Source organism: Sphingomonas sp. GW821-FHT03E12 (assembly GCF_059420685.1).
Genome location: NZ_JBWKUF010000002.1, coordinates 668,495 through 686,793, shown reverse-complemented (window position 1 = coordinate 686,793; position 18,299 = coordinate 668,495). Strand labels below are relative to the sequence as shown.

Here is an 18,299-nt window from a genome sequence, read left to right as displayed (position 1 = left end):
CCGCCGTTCCACATATTGCTATAGTCACCCATCATATGAACTAATCAAAGGCTGGCAAGCGATTCCGCGTTCGCGGCGCAAACCGCTGCGACAGAGAGGGAGAGAGGATGGCAACCGCACGGCGCGTCCGGCTGATCAACTACATCGCCTATGGTTCGAACGACGTGCTCGGCGCGGGATCGATGGCCGTCATCTCCGGCTGGGTGTTGATCTTCTACACCCAATTCTGCGGGCTTTCGGCGAGCCAGGCGGCACTGATCTTCGCGGTGGCGCGCATCCTCGACGCGGTCGCGTCGCCGCTGATCGGCTATATCTCCGACAATTTCGGCGGCACCGCGCTGGGCAAAAGGTTCGGGCGGCGGCGCTTCTTCATCCTCGCCGCGATCCCGCTGCTGCCGAGCTTTGCCCTCATGTGGCTGCCGGGGCAGCAATTCTGGTATTATCTGGTCAGCTACGTGCTGTTCGAGCTGGTCTACGCCACCGTCATCATCCCGTACGAGACGCTCGCCGCGGAGATGTCGACCGACTACAAGACCAAGGCCAAGTTCGCGGGCGCGCGCATCCTGTGCGGGCAGATGTCGGCAATCCTGGCGGGGTTCCTCCCGCTCTGGCTGATCACCTGGCTCGGCCGCGACAGTGCCGACACCTTCCTCTATATGGGCATGTTCTTCGCGGCGCTGTTCATGCTCACCGCGGGCTTCCTCTATCTGTTCAGCTGGGAGCGCGAGCGGCCCGAGGAAGCGGTGCGCGAGCCGAGCGCCGGCGGCGCGGGCGATGCGCTCAAGGCGCTCTACCGCAATCTCTTCTCGACGATGAAGATCCGCGCCTTCCGCCTGCATCTCGGCATGTATCTGGGCGGCTATATCAGCCAGGACATCTTCAACGCCGCCTTCACCTTCTTCGTGATCTTCGCGCTGGCGGGGACCACTGCGATCGCCTCCGGCCTGCTCGGCACGATGTATATCGTCCAGCTGATCGCGGTGGCGCTGGCAATCAACCTGGCGCTGAGGGCGTCCCCCGCCCTCGCCTATCGCCTCGCGGCGGTGAGCTTCGCGCTCGGTGTCGCAGCATTGCTGCTGCTGTGGAGCAACGGGACAGGCGCCGCGCACTGGCTGATCTGGGTGCCGATCGTCCTCGCCGGGCTCGGCCGCGGCGCGCTCAACTACATCCCCTGGGCGACCTATAATTACATGGCCGATGTCGACGAGATCGTCACCGGCCAGCGGCGCGAGGGCAGCTTCGCGGGCGTGATGACCTTCATCCGCAAGGCGACGCAGGCGCTCGCGGTCGCGGGCGTCGGCGTGGTGATGGAATGGGGCGGCTTCGTCTCGGGCGCCAAGACCCAGTCGGCCGAAGCGATCCACACCATCGCACTGCTGCTCGGCATCGGCACAATCGGGGTGCTCATATTCGGCGTGCTGGTCTCGCTGCGCTTCCGGCTCGATCCGCGCACGCATGGCGTGCTGATGCACGAGATCGAGCGGCTGCGCAGCGGCGCGACCGACGCGCCGGACCCGGCGGCGAAGGCGGTGGTCGAGGACCTGTCCGGCTGGCGCTACGACCAGCTGTGGGGCAACAACGATGTGGCGGCGAAGCGTGATTAGGCCGCTCCGGATTCTCGCGGCATTGGCGGCGATGCTCGCCGCCACCAGTGCCACGGCCGGCCCGCAGCGCACGATCTTCATCGCCGGGGATTCGACCGCCGCGGACTATAGCCCGGAGCGCTATCCGCAGATGGGCTGGGGCATGATGCTGAAATGCGCCCTGAAGCCCGGTGTCACCGTGCGCAATCACGCGATGGGCGGGCGCAGCACGCGCACCTTCATGTCCGAAGGGCGGCTCGACGCGATCCTGGCGGCAATCAAGCCCGGCGACACGGTGCTGATCCAGTTCGGCCATAACGACGCGAACCGCGCCAGACCCGAGCGCTTCGTCGAGGCCGGAACGGGCTATCGCGACAATCTGCTGCACTTCGTCGCCTCGATCCGGGCGAAGCGCGGACAACCGGTGCTGTTGACCCCCGTAGCCCAGCGCATCTTCAAGGACGGTCAGGTGATTGCGGGGTTCGCGGACTATTCCGCGGTGGTCCGTGCGGTCGCCAGGGAGACGAAGACGCCGCTGATCGACCTTGAGACGCTGTCGCGTGCCTGGGTGGCGCGGGCGGGCGAGGACGGCGCAAAACTATATTATCTCCACTATGCGCCCGCCGCCCAGCCAGCCTTTCCCGACGGAATCGCCGACAACACCCATTTCAGCGAGCTGGGCGCGCGCGGCGCCGCCGATCTGGTCGCGGGCGGGCTGAGGCGGCTGCGCCTGCCCATCTCGCGCGAGGTTCGCGCCGACCGGCCGGACCTGCGCCGGACCACGCCGCTCGGCCGGGCAGACTGCCGGTGAGCGGAGTCGACCGCCGCACCGTTCTGGCCGGGGCGGCGGCGCTGCTCGTTCCGGCCCGTGCCAGCGCACAGGACTATGGCCGCGCACGGCTGACCGGCGATGTGCTCGACCCCAAGGGCGACGACAGCGGGCGGATCGTGCCCGCGCCGCCCAAGGGCTATTGGCCCTATGCCGGGATCAGCGGCCCCGGCCGTCCGGCAAGTGCGGCGAGCCTGGGCCAGGGCTGGATCTCGGGCATGCCCAATGTCGCCTATACGGGGCCGGACAAGCCACGCTATCCGTTCCAGCCTTTGGGCAAGCGCGCGGACGGCGCCGTGGTGCGCAACGGGCTGCTGCCGCCGGTGCTGCCGGCTTGGCATGTCCACAACCGCGATCCGGTGGTGCAGCTCGGCCCCGACGGCTGGTATTATATGACCGGCTCGACCGGCGACAACATCTGGGCGGTCAATGACGGGATCGAGCTGTGGCGCAGCCGCGACCTGCGCCACTGGGAGTATCGCGGCCTGGTCTGGTCGATCGAGCGCGACGGCGGCTGGGAGAAGCAGTGGCGGATGCGCAAGGGCGTCCCCTACCGCGCGATCTGGGCGCCCGAGATCCATTGTGTCCGCGGCAACTGGGTTCTGTGCCATTGCCTGAGCCGCGCGGGGATCGGCGTGCTCAAGTCCGTCAGCGGCAAGCCGGAGGGACCCTATGTCCATGCCTTCTCGCCCGACAAGCCGATCCGCAGCGGGATCGACGCGAGCCTGTTCGAGGATGACGACGGGTCGGTGTGGCTGACCTATGGCTCGGGCAGCGAGATCGTCCGGCTGAAGGACGATCTGTCGGGGCTGGCCGGGGACTGGCAGGAGATCGCGGTGGCCGATCCGGCGGTTGCGGCGAAGGGCAAGAACCGCTTCGGATTCGAGGGCGCAGCGCTGTTCAAGCGCGCGGGACGCTATCACCTCGCCGTGTGCCAGTTCGTCGAGGGGCGCTACTCGTTCCAGCTGTGGACGGCGGACCGCATCACCGGGCCCTATGCCGGCGGGCGCGAGGTGCCGAGCTGCGGCGGCGGCAATTTCTTCCGCGACAAGGCGGGCGACTGGTGGGTCACCTGTTTCGGCAATGACGACCAGTCGCCGTTCCGCGAGATGCCGGCGCTGCTGCGGGTCGATTTCGATGCGGCGGGGAATGCGGTCTTCGCGAAGGATCAGCCGTTCGGCGACGCGGCGGCCTATCAGGCGGCAGCCCGCTCCTGATAGCCAAGCTCGCTGCTGATCGCCGCCGCGGTCGAGCGCACCGGTTCGATCAGCGCGTCGAGTACCTCGTCGGTCAGATAATGCGCAGCGCCGGCGATGCTCAGCGCGATCACGATCCGCCCCTTGGCGTCGCGCACCGGCGCCGCCACCGATCGCACGCCGTCGCCCGCCTCGCTGTCGTGGAGCACCACGCCGCGCTCGATCTGCGCCGCCATTGCCGATAGCCACGCCGCCTGTTCGCGCGCGCCGAAGTTCGGGCGGGATTTGGTGAGCATGCGCGACAGCGATTCCATGCCCTCGTCGAGCAGCAGCGCCTTGCCCAGGCCAGTCTCGACGATGAAGCGCGTATCGCCCGGCGCCGTGGCGACGCGCAGCCGCTGACGGCCGGTGACGCGTTCCAGATGGCGCGACCAGTCACCCTCGCGCTTGCCGATGAACACGCAATAGCCGGTCCGGGCGGACAGCTCCTCCATGAACGGGCGCGCGATCCTGACATAGTCGGTCTGCTCATGCGCCATCGTGCCGAGCTGCAACAGCTTGGGTCCGAGCGTGTAGCCATCGGCTGTGCTCGACAGATAGTCGCGCGCGCGAAGCGCCTGGGCGAGGCGGTGCGCAGTCGATTTGGTCAAACCGAGCGCGCTCGCCAGTTCGGCAAGCTTGACCGGTCCGTCGATGACCTGGTCGAGGATATCCAGCCCGCGCATCAACGTCTGCACGCCGCGCAGGCCCGCCGGCAGCTCCTTCTCGAGCGTCTCGTTCTTCATGGCGTAATCCTAGCCCTTTCGCAGCCCGCTGCGAAGCCCTCTTGATCAGCGAGCCCCGAGCTGATCGGCTGGTATATTCGCTATTTTTCAATCGATTAGGCCATGGCATCCGGACTGCAGTCCAGGCCGCCAATATGGCGACGGTATTTCCGGCACTTACTGCCGTCAGGCACGTTCGCAGAGCGTGACGCCGCAATGGACGATCACATCGGCCGGGACCTGGCTGGGCGACGCCCATGACGGTCTCGACTTCGAGGCTGAGCCATTTGAACCACGCAATGCCGAGCCGGAGCAAGGCACGGCACAATCTTCCAGCCGGTGACACAAGAACGACACCTTCCATCGGCCGGTTTTCGCATGCTTCAGCGGCATCACGATGCCGGCGCCCCGGATGCCGGCACGCCGTTCGGGAGATATGACCCATGGTTGCGCAGGCCGACATCCGCACCGCTCATCGTATCGAAAGCGATCCGCTGGGCCCCGTGCCGGTGCCGCGCGACGGCCTGTTCGGGCCGCAGACCGAACGGGCCCGGCATAATTTCGCGCTGACCGGCCTGCCTATCTCGACGATGCCCGAGCTGCTCGTCGCATTGGCGCAGGTCAAGATGGCGGCGGCACAGGTCAATGGCGTCATCGGTGAGCTGGAAGACGATCACGCCATCGCCATCGTTCAGGCGTGCAGCGAGATCATCGGCGGTGCGCATCACGCGCATTTCCCGATCGACCTGTGCCAGGGCGGCGCGGGCACCTCCACCAACATGAATGCCAATGAGGTGATCGCCAACCGCGCGCTGCAGATCCTGGGGCAGGCGCCGGGGCGCTACGACATCATCAGCCCCAACGATCACGTCAACCGCAACCAATCGACCAACGACGCCTATGCCACGGCGGTGCGGCTCGCAGTATATGCACTCAACGAACCGCTCGCCGCCGCGCTGGAGCGCCTCGCGGATAGTTTCGCGGACAAGGCGGACCAGTTCCGCGCGATCCGCAAGCTCGGGCGAACCCAGCTGCAGGATGCCGTGCCGATGACGCTGGGCGACGAGTTCGGCGCCTTTGCCGCCACGCTGCGCGAAGATGCGGCGCGTGCCCGCGAAATCGCGCCGCTGTTCCTCGAGGTGAATCTGGGCGGCACCGCGATCGGCACCGGCGTCGCCGCCAATCCCGATTATCGCGCACGCATCTGCGAGGCGCTTGCCCGGGTGACCGGACTGGAGGTCGTCCCGGCGGCGAACCTGGTCGAGGCCACCTGGGACATGGGCGCCTTCGTCCTCTACAGCGGCATGCTCAAGCGCATCGCGTCGAAGCTCTCCAAGATCGCAAACGATCTGCGGCTGCTGTCGAGCGGCCCCAGCGGCGGGCTGGGCGAGATCACGCTGCCCAAGCGCCAGCCCGGATCGTCGCTGATGCCGGGCAAGGTCAATCCGGTCATTCCCGAAGCGATGAACGCGATCGCGTTCCGCGTCTTCGGCCTCGACCTGACCGTGACCTTCGCGGCAGAGGGCGGGCAGCTCCAGCTCAACGCGTTCGAGCCGGTCATCTGCTGGTCGATCCATGAAGCCGCGACGCTGCTCACGCGCGGCATCCATATGCTCACCGACCATTGCGTGGCGGGAATCGAGCCGATGGAAGCCCATTGCCGCGCCAATCTGATGCGCAGCACCGCCTATGCGACCGAGCTGGTGCCGCACATCGGCTATGCCCGCGCCGCCGCGCTTGCCGCCCATGCGCAACAGCATGGTGATCTCGCCGCATCGGTACGGCTGCTTGAGCCCGCGATGGCGGACCTTCTTCAACAACGCATGACGGAATAACCGATGTCGAACCTTGAAACCCGCTATCCCAGTTTCGCCGATCTGCGCGCCTTTGCCGACAATGGCTGGCGCGATGCCGTCCCCCTGCCCTGCGCATTCGGGGGCGAGCGGCATGCACTCGACCTGCCCGATGGGCCGGTATCGGTCGGGCGGCTGGCGCTCGCCGCCGGCGCGGGTTCGGTAACGGAGCTCGACGCCGACGAATATCTGATCGCTGTCAGCGGCACGCTGAGCTTCACGCAGGGCGATACGGCCTTCACGCTCGAGGAAAGCGCAAGCATCGTGCTGCCGCGCGGCGCATCCTTCGACTGGCAAGCCGACGCCCCGGTGGTGCTGATCTATATGCGCTACGCCAATCCGAACGCGGAGGATGGCGTGCTGGTGCCGATCGACGAGGCAGCGCCACTCGAACCTTCGGGCGCCCCGCTCGCCGAGCTGCTGATCGGCCCGGCGCCGCAATGCCGCAACCATGGCGATTACCGTTCGAGCGACGGCGAGTTCATGTGCGGCACCTGGGATTCGACCCCCTATCACCGCCGCGCCATGACCTATCGGCACCATGAGCTGATGCATCTGCTCAAGGGCAGCGTCACCTTTGTCGATGAAGCCGGGCGCAGCGGCACCTTTTCCCAGGGCGACATCTTCCTCGTCGAACAGAAGGCCCAGTGCAGCTGGGAAAGCAGCGTCGATGTGGCGAAGGTCTACGCCATCTATCGCCCCGCCGTCTGACGGCACGAATATGTCGTTCGGGTTACAGCTTCGGCAATTCCTGTTCTCCGCCCGGCCAAGATTGGCACGTTACTTCGAAGGACAAGCATAAGCTCGACCGTGCAGACAGAGCCGATCGCCGGCCCTTCAGGAGCTCAGGAACCATGAAGATTGCGTCTCGAATCCTAGTGACATGCTGTATCACCGCATCGCTCGCGGCGGCCAGCGCCGCGCAGGCGCACGGCATCTGGTTCGCCCAGCGCGCTAAGCAGCTCGCGCTGATCTATGGCGTCGGCGCCGACGATCTCGACATCGTCAAGCGCCTGCCGCTGGTGCAGGGCGTCGCCGGCTATGACGCCGACTACAAGCCCGTGCCGACCGCGCTGCGCGCCACCGGCCCGGTCGTAGTGGTCGATAGCGACTCGCCCGCCGCCGTCGTCACCGCCTTCATGGACTATGGCGTCTGGAGCAAGACGCCCGATGGCGAGTGGCACAAGAAGGGCCGCGACGAGGTGCCCACCGCGCTGACATCCGAAAGGACGATGAAGTACGCCGTCCATATCGCGAGCGCGCTCACCTCCCCCCTGCCCGTGCTCGCGGGACAGAAGATCCAGATCGTGCCCGTCGAAGCGGCGATCCCGCAGCAGATGGGCCAGCCGATCAAGCTGCGCATCCTGTTCGACGGCAAGCCGATGGCGGGCGTGAGCGTGATCAACGACTATGTGAACGACCCCGATCAGGTTCCGGTGAAGAGCGCTGCCGACGGCACGGTAACGGTCCCGGTCCGCAACCAGGGGCTGAACGTCATCGCCGCCACCTACATGGGCCCGTCGGACCAGCCCGCGAAATACGATCGCGTCGAGTATCGCGGCACGCTTTCGTTCGTACTGCCGCACGCACCGGAATGAGCCTCATCGTGGAAGGAAGACGAACATGATCGCAACATCGCATATCAAGCTCGCGCTCGCCGCATTTGCGCTCGCAGCAGCGCCCGTCGCCTTTGCGCATGGCAGCATGAAGCCGAAACATGGCGGCATCGTCACCATGTCGGGCGAGACCGTCGTCGAACTCGTCCGTAACGCCCAGGGCGTCTCGGTCTATGTCACCGAGGAAGACGAACCGCTGCCCTCCGCAAGCATGACGGCCAAGCTCGTCGTTACCGCGGGTGCCGCCAAGTCGGAAAAGCCGCTGACGGCCGGCCCCGACAACCGCTTCGACGCCCGCGGCCTGAAGATCCCGGCCGGCGCCAAGGTGGCGGTGATGCTGGTCAACAAGGCGACGCAAGCCCGCACCGTCGCCAACTTCTCGATCAAATAGGAGGGCGGTGATGCAGGCTGTCTCGTTCTTCCAACCGGCAGCCCGCATCCGGCAGCTTGCCGCGCGCTGCCTCTTCCCGGCGCTAGCGCTGGCGCTGCTCGTCCTTGGCGACGGCGCGGCCCATGCGCACGGCGTTTCCGAAGACGACAAGTCGTTCATCGAAGGAAACGGCGGGATCAACATCATCCCCTATATCTACCTCGGCGCCAAACACATGGTGACGGGCTACGACCATCTGCTGTTCCTGTTCGGCGTCATCTTCTTCCTCTACCGGCTGAAGGACGTCGGCGCCTATGTGACGCTGTTCGCGATCGGGCACAGCACCACGCTGCTGCTCGGCGTCCTCACCGACACGCGCGCCAATCCCTACATCATCGACGCGATCATCGGGCTTTCGGTGGTCTACAAGGCGCTCGACAATCTGGGCGGATTCAAGACGCTGATCGGCTTCACGCCCAACCAGAAGGCGGCGGTCCTGATCTTCGGTTTCTTCCACGGCTTCGGGCTTGCGACCAAGCTGCAGGAGCTGACCCTGTCGAAAGAAGGGATGATCCCCAACCTGATCAGCTTCAACATCGGCGTCGAGATCGGCCAGTTCATGGCGCTGGGCATCATCCTGATCCTGATGAATTTCTGGCGCATGACCGACAATTTCCGCCGCAGCGCGGTGGTTGCCAACGCCGCGCTGATGGCCGCGGGCTTCGTGCTCATCGGCTACCAGCTCACCGGCTATTTCCAGCAAGGGGCCTGACATGACGACGCATCAGACTTCTCCCCAGACGCTTGCCAAGGCCAGCGCCGGTGCGGCGGTCGCCGCCGGGCTTGTCCTCACGCTGTTCGTGCTCCCGGCCGAGGCGGGGATCGACCCCACTGGTTTCGGCTCGGTGATCGGGCTCACCAGGATGAGCGCAGCCGCAGCCCCGCCCGAGGCAATTGCAGCGCCAACACAGCCTGCAGCCGCGCCCGGTGCTCCCGACAAGGCTTCGATCGAAAAGACGGCGGCGCTGCGCAACGACGAGATGACGATCACCCTGCCCCCGCACAGCGGCGCCGAGGTGAAGACGCATATGCAGAAGGGCGATCACCTCGTCTTCCGCTGGGAGGCGAAGGGCGGTCCGGTCAAGCTGGACATGCACGGAGAACCACCCAATGCGGGCGACGGCGATTTCACCAGCTATTGGAAGGAAAAGGAGCTGACTCAGGCGCAGGGCAGCTTCACCGCGCCCTTTGAAGGCACGCATGGCTGGTATTGGCGCAACAAGGGCGACGCGCCCGTGACGATCACGGTGCGCACCACCGGCTTCTACAAGGATCTGTTCCAGCCGGCCGACAAGGGCTGAGCGGAACCGCAGGAGACGAACGATGACGAGCGTGGCAACCAATCCGGCACAGATGGGCGGCATCGCCGTCGCCGTGCCGCCCGCCGACAAGGCAAAGGCCCAGGCGCGATTGGGCAATATCGATGCGCTGCGCGGGCTGGTGATGATCTTCATGCTGCTCGACCATGTCCGCGAGACCTGGTTCCTGCACCTGCAGGTCGGCGATCCGGTGGATGCCAACACCGTCGATCCCGCGCTGTTCTTCACGCGGCTGCTCTCGATCTTCTGCGCGCCGGTGTTCGTCGCGCTGACCGGCCTGTCGGCCTGGCTCTATGGCCAGTCGCACAGCAAGTACGAAACCTCGATCTTTCTGATCAAGCGCGGCCTGTTCCTGATGTTCCTCGAGGTCACGTTCGTGGGCTTTGCCTGGTCGGCGCAATTCCCGCCCCAGACCTTCTGGCTTCAGGTGATCTGGGTGATCGGCCTCAGCATGATCGCGCTGGCCGGGCTCATCCATTTGCCGCGGCTCTGGCAGTTCGCGATCGGCGTAGCGATCGTGTGCGGGCACAATCTGCTCGACGGCATCGTGCTGACGCCGGAATCCCCCTTCTACGTTCCCTGGGCGATGATCCATCAGCGTGCGGTGATCGATCTGGGCGGCGGGCTGGTAGCCAAGACCACCTATCCCCTGCTCGCCTGGATCGGCGTGATCGTGCTCGGCTATGCGATGGGGCCGTGGTTCGCGCGCGGCAGCGATCCGGCGGTGCGCTTCCGGCGGCTGATGACGCTGGGCATTGGGTTGATCCTCGGCTTCGTGCTGATCCGCTACGCCAATGTCTATGGCGACAAGCCCTGGTTCCACGCCGAGACCGAGCTGCGCACGGTGATGAGCTTCCTCGCGCTCACCAAATATCCGCCGTCGCTGCTGTTCCTGATGCCGACCTTGGGCTTCGGTGCGATCATGCTGGCGCTGTTCGAGCGGATCCAGAGCAGCGGCTTCAGCAAGTGGCTGGCGCTGTTCGGCGGCGCGCCGATGTTCTTCTATTTGCTGCACCTTTATGTGCTCAAGGCGCTATACTTGATCGCGCTCGCCATCTGGGGCCCGACCAAGGGCCAGTTCTTCGGCGTCGATCATGTTTCGACCGTATGGTTCTGGTTCTTCGGCCTGATCCTGCCGCTCTACTATCCGACGCGCTGGTTCGCGCAGCTGAAGCAGCGCCGCAAGGATATCTGGTGGTTGAAATATCTCTAATCAACGATACAATGTATCATCGTTCGGGCCCGCTTTCCTCCCCGGAATGCGGGTCCGATTTTTTGGGCGATGGCGCATGATGGAACAACAGAGAATCCTGGATTCCGTAACGTCATTGCGCTACCGCGCCGGCTGTGAGACGCGCGTTCGCGGATGGCGGCCGGGCGCCCGGTCCGGGACATCAGCCGGAGCCGCCAGCTGGCCTTGCGACCTCCGGATTTCGCGGTCAGCACATTCTGCGCAATTTTTCCGTAACACAACAGATCGCGCTGAGCGGCACCCCCAGTTTGACCTAATATTCCAGCCGTACAGACTTAGCGTAGATCCTAGACCAGAGGCAGGTAGCAGACAGTCAGATTTGCCCCCTCTGATCTGCGTATAAACTATAAAACATAAGTAGCAGCAGGACGAACCTTCTTCGCAGTTAGTTGCGGGGATGGATTGTTATCTATTGCCCCGAGGGAGCCGAAATGCATAACAGGTTTATCTTCCGCAGTGCCGTCCTTGCCAGCACGGCGTGCATCCTGACCGCATCCGCCGCATTTGCGCAGGAGGCGCCCGCTCAGGAGGCCCCGGCCGAGACGGCGGCACAGACCGGCGGTGAGATCGTCGTCACCGGGCAGCGTCAGCAATATCGCGGAAACCTGGCCCTCAAGGAAATTCCCCAGAACATCCAGGTCATGTCGAGCGAGCTGCTCGAGGATGCGGGCATCACCCGGCTCGACACCGCGCTCGATCTGGCCAGCGGCGTTGCCCGCCAGAACAATTTCGGCGGCCTGTGGGATGCGTTCGCGATCCGCGGCTTTGCCGGCGACGAGAATTTTCCGAGCGGTTTCCTGGTCAACGGCTTCAACGGCGGCCGCGGCTATGGCGGCCCGCGCGACGCATCGAACGTCGAGCGGATCGAGGTCCTGAAAGGCCCGAACGGCGCGCTGTTCGGCCGCGGCGAGCCGGGCGGCACCGTCAACATCGTCACCAAGAAACCCCAGTTCGACGCCGAGGGCAGCTTCGCCATCTCCGGCGGCAGCTTCGAAACCTTCCGCGTCGAGGCAGACGTGACCGCCCCGATCACCAGCTGGCTCGCCTTCCGCGTCAACGGCGCGAGCGAGCATGCCGGCAGCTTTCGCGACACGATCGAGTCGCGCAAATATGTCGCCTCGCCTTCACTGCTCGCGAAATTCTCCGAGAGCACCTCGCTTTCCTACGAGATGGAATATGTGAACCAGGAAGTGCCCTTCGATCGCGGCGTGGTCGCGGTCAACGGCGTGCTGGGCGCCATTCCGCGCTCGCGCTTCCTGGGCGAGCCGGGCGACGGCCCGCTGAAGGTCGAGGTGCTGGGGCATCAGGTGCAGTTCCAGCATGATTTCTCGAAGAACTGGAGCCTGTTGCTGGGCTTTGGCTACAAGGACACGACGTTCACGGGATATTCGACCGAGGCGGAGCTCGCCCTCGGGCGGCAGATCATCGACAATGACGGCACGAATCTCGCCCGCCAGCGCCGCTTCCGCGACTATTCGACCCAGCATATGGTGTTCCGCGGCGAGCTGAGCGGCGAGTTCGACACGTTCGGCCTCACTCACAATTTGATCGTCGGCGCCGATTGGGACAAGTTCGATATCGATCTGTTCCAGCGGCGTTACCGCCCGCCCGCTTATGTGCCGGGCAGCCCGATCACCCCGGCGAACAACGCAATCAACGTCTTCAACCCGGTCTATGGAAATATGCCAGCGCCCAACTCGACGATCACCAACTCGCTGGAAGTGCAGAAGGCGTGGGGCATCTATCTCCAGGATCAGATCGAGCTGACCGACAATCTCAAGCTGCGCCTCGGCGGCCGCTATGACGATTTCCGTCAGAACATCACGACCCGGATCGCCGGTGTCGCGTCACCGAATCCGGCGAAGTACACCAAGTTCAGCCCGACGGTCGGCCTGGTGTTCGAGCCGACGAGCACGCTTTCGCTGTACGCGAGCTACGGCAAGGGCTTCCGTCCCAACAGCGGCGTCAATTTCCAGAACAACCCGTTCACGCCCGAGACGAGCCTGTCCTATGAGGTCGGCGCGAAATACACCTCGCGCGACGGCCGCATCACCAGCACCATCTCGCTCTTCAAGACAAAGAAGGACAACGTCCTTACCGCCGATCTGGTCAACCAGGGCTTTTCGGCCGCAGTCGGCAAGGCACGCAGCAAAGGCGTGGAATTCGATTTCACGGGCAAGCTGCCGGGCGGGTTCCAGGTCTATCTGACCTATGCCTATACCGATGCCGAGTGGGCTCAGGACGCGCTGGACCCCAATTTCGGGCTGGCGATCCGCGAGGGCGATCCGCTGATCAACATCCCCAAGCACAGCGCCAATTTGCTGTTCTTCAAGGACTTCGAGCTCGGCGAGGGCAAGATCACGCTGGGCGGCGGCGTCAACTATGTGAGCAAGCGGCTGGGCGAGACGGGCACCCAGTTCTTCCTGCCCGGCTATACCCTGGCCAAGGCCTTCATCGCCTGGGAACCCAGCGACAATATCCGCCTCTCGGCCGAGGTCAGCAACATCTTCGACGAGGAATATTACGTCAGTTCCTATGCGCAATATTGGATCGCCCCCGGCACTCCGCGCGCATTCACTGTCCGGGCCGGATTCCGCTTTTAGCCCGGACTGACAGCCGCCCCTTCCCTGTTCGGGCGTGCTGAACCTGGCCGCTGGCGGCTTCCCCCGCCGGCGGCCAGCCCTTCACGGTTGGCCTTGCAGAACCGAAAGGATGCCGATGACCGGCACCGCAACCACCACCCGGCACGCGTCCGAGGGCCTGACATGACCTTGCTCTACAAGGCCGATCCTGCGCGCGGCCAGGCATGGCAGGCCCTGTTCGCCGAAGCCGCGCCCGACCTTCCCTTCCGCCTCTGGCCCGACGCCGGCGACCTTGCCGACATCCGCTACCTTGCCGCCTGGCAGCCGTCCGCCGAACTGATCGCCAGCCTCCCCAATCTCGAAGTGATCTTCTCGATCGGCGCCGGGGTCGATCAGTTCGACATGGATGCGATTCCGCCATCGGTCCCGGTCGTCCGCATGGTCGAGCCGGGCATCGTCCAGGGCATGGTGGAATATGCCGTGTTCGCGACGCTGGCGCTCCATCGCCACATGCTCACCTATGTCGAGGCGCAGCGGCGGGCGCAGTGGAATCCGATCCGTCTCGTCCCCGCGGCCGATCGGCCCGTCGGCGTGCTCGGGCTCGGCAATCTGGGCCGCGCGGTGATCGAGCGGCTCAAGGCGTTCGGCTTCCCGCTCGCCGCGTGGAGCCGATCGGCGCACGTGATCGAGGGGATCGACGCTTACGCTGGCGCCGAGCAATTGCCCGCTTTTCTGGCGCGCACCGATATCCTGATCTGTCTGTTGCCGCTGACGCCTGAGACCCGCGGCATCTTGTGCCGCGAAAGTTTCGCGATGCTGCCGCGCGGCGCGGGAATCATCAATGCCGGGCGCGGCGGGCATCTGCGGGAGCAGGATCTGCTGGAAGCGCTCGACAACGGACATCTGTCGGGCGCAGTGCTCGATGTGATGGCCGATGAGCCCCCCGCGGCGGATCATCCCTTCTGGCATCACCCGCGCGTCCTGATGACCCCGCATATCGCCGCCATGACTCAGGCGGACAGCGCCGGACGCGCGCTGATCGACAACATAAGGCGGCATCGGAACGCTATGCCGATGCATGGGCTGGTTCGCCGCGACCTGGGCTATTGAAATGAACGCGCAGCCGCAGAAATCCGGGCCGTTGCGCCCCCTCGCGCGCCGCGGCAAACTATGCCGATCGCTGCCGCAAAAAGGCGCGTTTGTGCGTCCGCCTTACTGCCAATCGGGGACATGTACCGGTCCGCACATGTCGTAATGATCGCATCGAGAGAGATTGCAGGGGGCCATTCCGCCGCCCGGTACCAAGCGCCAACCGCAGCCATTGGAAAGACGACGCCATGACCATCTTCCGGCCCAAATATATCAGCTTCGACTGCTATGGCACGCTCACCCGCTTCCGCATGACGGAGATGGCGACCGAATTCATGGCCGACCGCATCGCCGCCGATCAGCTGCCCGCCTTTTGCAAGGACTGGTCGGCCTATCGCTTCGACGAGGTGATGGGCGACTGGAAACCCTATCAGGAAGTCATCCGCAACTCGGTGCGCCGCACCTGCAAGAAATGGGGCGTCGAATATCGCGAGGCGGATGCCGACGCCGTCTACGCGGCCGTCCCGACCTGGGGACCGCATGACGATGTACCCGGCGGGCTTTCCAGGATCGGCGACAAGATCCCGCTCGTGATCCTGTCGAACGCGATGAACGACCAGATCCACCATAATGTCGGGATGCTGGGCGCGCCCTTCCACGCGGTTTATACTGCGCAGATGGCGCAGGCCTACAAGCCGCGGATGCAGGCGTTCGAATATATGTTCGACCAGCTCGGCGCGAAGCCGGAAGAGATGATGCACGTCTCGTCCAGTTTCCGCTACGACCAGAACACCGCGACCGATCTGCATTTCGGTTGCCGCGTGTTCGTCGGGCGCGGGCATGAGCCGTCCAACCCCTTCTACCGCGACGTCGAGATCCCGCACATCGGCTGCCTCCCCGCCGTCGTCGGTCTCTGAGGCGACATGTCCGCCCCTTCCTCCGCATCCTATTGGCTGGACACCGCCCCGCATTTTGCGGGCGGCGCGGCGGGCGCGGTCGAAGGGCGCGCGGATGTCGCGATCGTCGGCGGCGGCTTCACCGGCCTGTCGGCGGCGCTGGCATTGGCTAGGCGCGGCGCCTCGGTCGTGGTGCTGGAAGCGGGGCGGATCGCCGGGGAGGCGTCGGGCCGCAACGGCGGCCAGTGCAACAACGGGCTGGCGCATGATTATGGCGCGCTCTCCGCCTCCATCGGCAAGGCGCGCGCGCAGGCCTATTACCGTGCCTATTGCGCCGCGGTGGATACGGTCGAGCGGCTGGTAGCCGAAGAGGCGATCGACTGCGCCTTCAACCGCTGCGGCCGCATCAAGCTCGCCGCCAAGCCCAAACATTATGACAAGCTTGCCGCAGCCTATGAGCTGCTCGCCGCCGAAGTCGATCGCGACGTCGTGCTGGTGCCGCCCCAGCGCATCCGCGACGAAGTGGGATCGGACGCCTTTCACGGCGGGCTGATCCAGACGACGAGCGCACAGATGCATGTCGGCAAGTTCGGCGTCGGCCTTGCCGAAGCGGCGGCGCGGGCGGGCGCACACATCCACGAGCGCGCGGCGGTGATGGGGCTGGACCGGCTCCCCGGCGGCGGCTGGCGCGTCTCGACGCCGAAAGGTCAGCTGCACGCCACGCAGGTGCTGGTCGCGACCGGCGGGGCCAGTCCGGAAGCGCCGTTCGGCTGGTTCCGCCGCCGCATCGTTTCGGTCGGCAGCTTCATCATCGCGACCGAGCCGCTCGACGACACGCTGCTCGACCGGCTGGTCCCCGCACGCCGCAACTATGTGACCAGCCGGAATATCGGCAACTATTTCCGCATTTCGCCCGACAACCGCCTGATCTTCGGCGGCCGCGCGCGCTTTGCGCTCAGCGATCCGCAGTCGGACCTGAAGAGCGGCCGCATTCTTGAGGCGACGATGCGCCAGATGTTCCCCGAGCTGCGCGACGCGCGCGTCGACTATTGCTGGGGCGGCACCGTCGATCTCACCGCCGATCGCCTGCCCCGCGCGGGCGAGCATGACGGGTTGTTCTACGCGATGGGCTATAGCGGGCACGGCGTACAGATGTCGGTGCATATGGGCCTGGCGATGGCGGACGTGCTCGACGGAAAGACGGGCGCGAACCCGTGGGGCGATCTGGATTGGCCCAGCGTGCCGGGCCATTTCGGCAAGCCGTGGTTCCTGCCCTTTGTCGGTGCCTATTATCGCATCCAGGACATGATCCACTGATGGCCGGCGACCTCCCCTTCACGCGGCGCGAGTTGCTGGGCGGCGCGATCGGCGCGGGGTTCGCGGCGACCGCCAGCGGGCTGCTGGTGCCCGAAGCGGCGCTCGGCCAGCAGCGCCCGAAACGCGGCGGGAGCATCCGCGTCGCGACCATGTCCAGCTCGACCGCCGACACGCTCGATCCCGCCAAGGGCGCGCTCTCGACCGACTATGTGCGCCACTACATGTTCTACAGCGCGCTCACCCAATATGACCGTCAGGCCATCCCCCGGCCGGCGCTCGCCGAAAGCATCGAGAGCCGCGACCAGACCCTGTGGCGCGTCAAGCTGCGCAAGGGCGTCGTCTTTCACGATGGCGGGCCGCTGACCTCGGCCGATGTCGTCTGGTCGCTGCTGCGCCACAAATTGCCCGGCGCCGCGTCCAAGGTGAAGACCGTCGCCGAGCAGATCGCCGAGGTGAAGGCAGTCGGCCCGAACGAGCTACTGATCCGCCTGACCGGCCCCAATGCCGATCTGCCCGCGATGCTCGCGCAATCACACTTCCTGATCCTGCGCAGGGGCACGAAAGACTTCCGCACCGCCAACGGCACCGGCCCCTATAGATGTGCGCAGTTCAAGCCGGGCGTCCGGACAGTCGCGGTCCGCAACGAGAATTACTGGAAGCCCGGCCGCCCCTGGCTCGACCGGATCGAGCTGATCGGCATCCCCGACGAGGTGAGCCGGGTCAACGCGCTGCTTTCCGGTGATGTGCAGCTGATCAACGCGGTCAACCCGCGCTCCTCCAGGCGCATATTGGTCTCGAGCAGCCACAATCTGCTCGAGACCAAGTCCGGCCTCTACACTGATCTGATCATGCGGCAGGACGCGCTGCCCACCGGCAATCCGCATTTCGTGCTGGCGATGAAATATCTGCTGGACCGCGAGCTCATCAAACGCGCGCTGTTCCGCAACTATGCGACGATCGCCAACGATCAGCCGATCCCGCCGGGTCATCGCTATTACCGTGCCGATCTGCCCCAGCGCCCGCACGACCTGGACCGCGCCAGATACCATCTCCAGAAGGCGGGGCTGACCGGCGTGCGCCTGCCCGTCTTCGCCTCGCCCGCCGCCGAAGGTTCGGTCGATATGGCGTCGGTGCTGCAGGAATATGGATCGCGCATCGGACTCAAGCTCGCGGTCAACCGGGTGCCCGCCGACGGATACTGGTCCACCCACTGGATGAAGCACCCGCTGGGCTTCGGCAACACCAACCCGCGGCCGACCGCCGATTTGATCTTCAGCCTGTTCTACAAGTCCGATGCAGCATGGAATGAATCAGGGTGGAAGAACCCGCGGTTCGACCGCCTGCTGCTTGAGGCGCGCGGCGAACCCGACGAGGCGCGGCGCAAGCAGCTTTACGGCGAGATGCAGGGGCTGGTGCATCAGCATTGCGGGGTCGGCATTCCCGTCTTCATCAGCTCGCTCGACGGGTTCGACCGGCGGCTGAAGGGGCTCTCGCCGATCCCGATCGGCGGTTTCATGGGCTACGCCTTTGCCGAACATGTCTGGTGGGACGGCTGAACATGGCGAGCACTGCA

16 protein-coding genes are annotated in these 18,299 nt (G+C 65.4%); 15 read left to right on the top strand and 1 reads right to left on the bottom strand.

Annotation, left to right across the window (positions count from 1 at the left end; all coding sequences use genetic code 11):
- Positions 1–107: 107 nt before the first annotated feature.
- The 3 genes from AC07TU_RS08810 to AC07TU_RS08800 are packed head-to-tail and all read left to right on the top strand — an operon-like array spanning position 108 to position 3,629.
- Positions 108–1,604, top strand: coding sequence for an MFS transporter (locus tag AC07TU_RS08810; protein WP_495187526.1), 1,497 nt, complete (start codon positions 108–110; stop codon positions 1,602–1,604).
- Positions 1,582–2,394, top strand: a complete 813-nt coding sequence (locus tag AC07TU_RS08805; RefSeq protein ID WP_495187525.1) for a rhamnogalacturonan acetylesterase — start codon at positions 1,582–1,584, stop codon at positions 2,392–2,394. Before AC07TU_RS08810 ends, AC07TU_RS08805 begins: the two co-directional genes overlap by 23 nt.
- Positions 2,391–3,629, top strand: coding sequence for a family 43 glycosylhydrolase (locus AC07TU_RS08800; RefSeq protein WP_495187524.1), 1,239 nt, complete (start codon positions 2,391–2,393; stop codon positions 3,627–3,629). The genes AC07TU_RS08805 and AC07TU_RS08800 overlap by 4 nt, the downstream gene beginning before the upstream one ends.
- Here the strand turns inward: AC07TU_RS08800 and AC07TU_RS08795 are convergent.
- A complete protein-coding gene (locus AC07TU_RS08795) occupies positions 3,608–4,393 on the bottom strand; it encodes an IclR family transcriptional regulator (protein WP_495187523.1) in 786 nt (261 codons plus the stop codon). The genes AC07TU_RS08800 and AC07TU_RS08795 overlap by 22 nt on opposite strands.
- A gap of 422 nt (positions 4,394–4,815) precedes the next feature.
- On the opposite strand from AC07TU_RS08795, the gene AC07TU_RS08790 reads away from it, so the two are divergent.
- From AC07TU_RS08790 to AC07TU_RS08735, 12 genes are all read left to right on the top strand, one after another.
- Positions 4,816–6,207, top strand: a complete 1,392-nt coding sequence (locus AC07TU_RS08790; protein ID WP_495187522.1) for an aspartate ammonia-lyase — start codon at positions 4,816–4,818, stop codon at positions 6,205–6,207.
- Between the two features lie 3 nt (positions 6,208–6,210).
- Entirely contained in the window at positions 6,211–6,936 is a 726-nt protein-coding gene (locus tag AC07TU_RS08785; RefSeq protein WP_495187521.1) for a cupin domain-containing protein, read from the top strand.
- 143 nt (positions 6,937–7,079) lie between these two features.
- Positions 7,080–7,823: a DUF4198 domain-containing protein gene (locus AC07TU_RS08780; RefSeq protein WP_495187520.1), complete on the top strand. Its 744-nt coding sequence runs from the start codon at positions 7,080–7,082 to the stop codon at positions 7,821–7,823.
- 25 nt (positions 7,824–7,848) lie between these two features.
- Entirely contained in the window at positions 7,849–8,232 is a 384-nt protein-coding gene (locus tag AC07TU_RS08775) for a hypothetical protein (protein ID WP_495187519.1), read from the top strand.
- A 10-nt stretch (positions 8,233–8,242) separates the two neighbouring features.
- Complete coding sequence (locus AC07TU_RS08770; protein WP_495187518.1) at positions 8,243–8,983, top strand: HupE/UreJ family protein; 741 nt, start codon at positions 8,243–8,245, stop codon at positions 8,981–8,983.
- Position 8,984: 1 nt separating this feature from the next.
- Positions 8,985–9,572, top strand: coding sequence for a hypothetical protein (locus AC07TU_RS08765; RefSeq protein WP_495187517.1), 588 nt, complete (start codon positions 8,985–8,987; stop codon positions 9,570–9,572).
- 22 nt (positions 9,573–9,594) lie between these two features.
- Positions 9,595–10,803 carry an acetyltransferase domain-containing protein gene (locus tag AC07TU_RS08760; RefSeq protein WP_495187516.1) on the top strand — a complete coding sequence of 403 codons (1,209 nt, stop codon included), beginning with the start codon at positions 9,595–9,597 and terminating at the stop codon, positions 10,801–10,803.
- A 470-nt stretch (positions 10,804–11,273) separates the two neighbouring features.
- A complete protein-coding gene (locus AC07TU_RS08755; protein WP_495187515.1) occupies positions 11,274–13,445 on the top strand; it encodes a TonB-dependent siderophore receptor in 2,172 nt (723 codons plus the stop codon).
- A 162-nt stretch (positions 13,446–13,607) separates the two neighbouring features.
- A complete protein-coding gene (locus tag AC07TU_RS08750) occupies positions 13,608–14,534 on the top strand; it encodes a 2-hydroxyacid dehydrogenase (protein WP_495187514.1) in 927 nt (308 codons plus the stop codon).
- Positions 14,535–14,761: 227 nt separating this feature from the next.
- Positions 14,762–15,430: a haloacid dehalogenase type II gene (locus AC07TU_RS08745; protein WP_495187513.1), complete on the top strand. Its 669-nt coding sequence runs from the start codon at positions 14,762–14,764 to the stop codon at positions 15,428–15,430.
- Positions 15,431–15,436: 6 nt separating this feature from the next.
- The gene (locus AC07TU_RS08740) at positions 15,437–16,726 is read left to right on the top strand and encodes an NAD(P)/FAD-dependent oxidoreductase (RefSeq protein WP_495187512.1); all 1,290 of its coding nucleotides are present in this window, start codon (positions 15,437–15,439) and stop codon (positions 16,724–16,726) included.
- Positions 16,726–18,282, top strand: a complete 1,557-nt coding sequence (locus AC07TU_RS08735) for an ABC transporter substrate-binding protein (RefSeq protein WP_495187511.1) — start codon at positions 16,726–16,728, stop codon at positions 18,280–18,282. The genes AC07TU_RS08740 and AC07TU_RS08735 overlap by 1 nt, the downstream gene beginning before the upstream one ends.
- The last annotated feature ends 17 nt before the right edge of the window (positions 18,283–18,299 follow it).

Coding starts and splice junctions, on each gene's coding strand:
- AC07TU_RS08775 (WP_495187519.1), top strand. CDS start 7,849: ATGATCGCAACATCGCATATCAAGCTCGCGCTCGCCGCATTTGCGCTC.
- AC07TU_RS08760 (WP_495187516.1), top strand. CDS start 9,595: ATGACGAGCGTGGCAACCAATCCGGCACAGATGGGCGGCATCGCCGTC.
- AC07TU_RS08785 (WP_495187521.1), top strand. CDS start 6,211: ATGTCGAACCTTGAAACCCGCTATCCCAGTTTCGCCGATCTGCGCGCC.
- AC07TU_RS08755 (WP_495187515.1), top strand. CDS start 11,274: ATGCATAACAGGTTTATCTTCCGCAGTGCCGTCCTTGCCAGCACGGCG.
- AC07TU_RS08795 (WP_495187523.1), bottom strand. CDS start 4,393: ATGAAGAACGAGACGCTCGAGAAGGAGCTGCCGGCGGGCCTGCGCGGC.
- AC07TU_RS08735 (WP_495187511.1), top strand. CDS start 16,726: ATGGCCGGCGACCTCCCCTTCACGCGGCGCGAGTTGCTGGGCGGCGCG.
- AC07TU_RS08790 (WP_495187522.1), top strand. CDS start 4,816: ATGGTTGCGCAGGCCGACATCCGCACCGCTCATCGTATCGAAAGCGAT.
- AC07TU_RS08750 (WP_495187514.1), top strand. CDS start 13,608: ATGACCTTGCTCTACAAGGCCGATCCTGCGCGCGGCCAGGCATGGCAG.
- AC07TU_RS08765 (WP_495187517.1), top strand. CDS start 8,985: ATGACGACGCATCAGACTTCTCCCCAGACGCTTGCCAAGGCCAGCGCC.
- AC07TU_RS08745 (WP_495187513.1), top strand. CDS start 14,762: ATGACCATCTTCCGGCCCAAATATATCAGCTTCGACTGCTATGGCACG.
- AC07TU_RS08770 (WP_495187518.1), top strand. CDS start 8,243: ATGCAGGCTGTCTCGTTCTTCCAACCGGCAGCCCGCATCCGGCAGCTT.
- AC07TU_RS08810 (WP_495187526.1), top strand. CDS start 108: ATGGCAACCGCACGGCGCGTCCGGCTGATCAACTACATCGCCTATGGT.
- AC07TU_RS08740 (WP_495187512.1), top strand. CDS start 15,437: ATGTCCGCCCCTTCCTCCGCATCCTATTGGCTGGACACCGCCCCGCAT.
- AC07TU_RS08805 (WP_495187525.1), top strand. CDS start 1,582: ATGTGGCGGCGAAGCGTGATTAGGCCGCTCCGGATTCTCGCGGCATTG.
- AC07TU_RS08780 (WP_495187520.1), top strand. CDS start 7,080: ATGAAGATTGCGTCTCGAATCCTAGTGACATGCTGTATCACCGCATCG.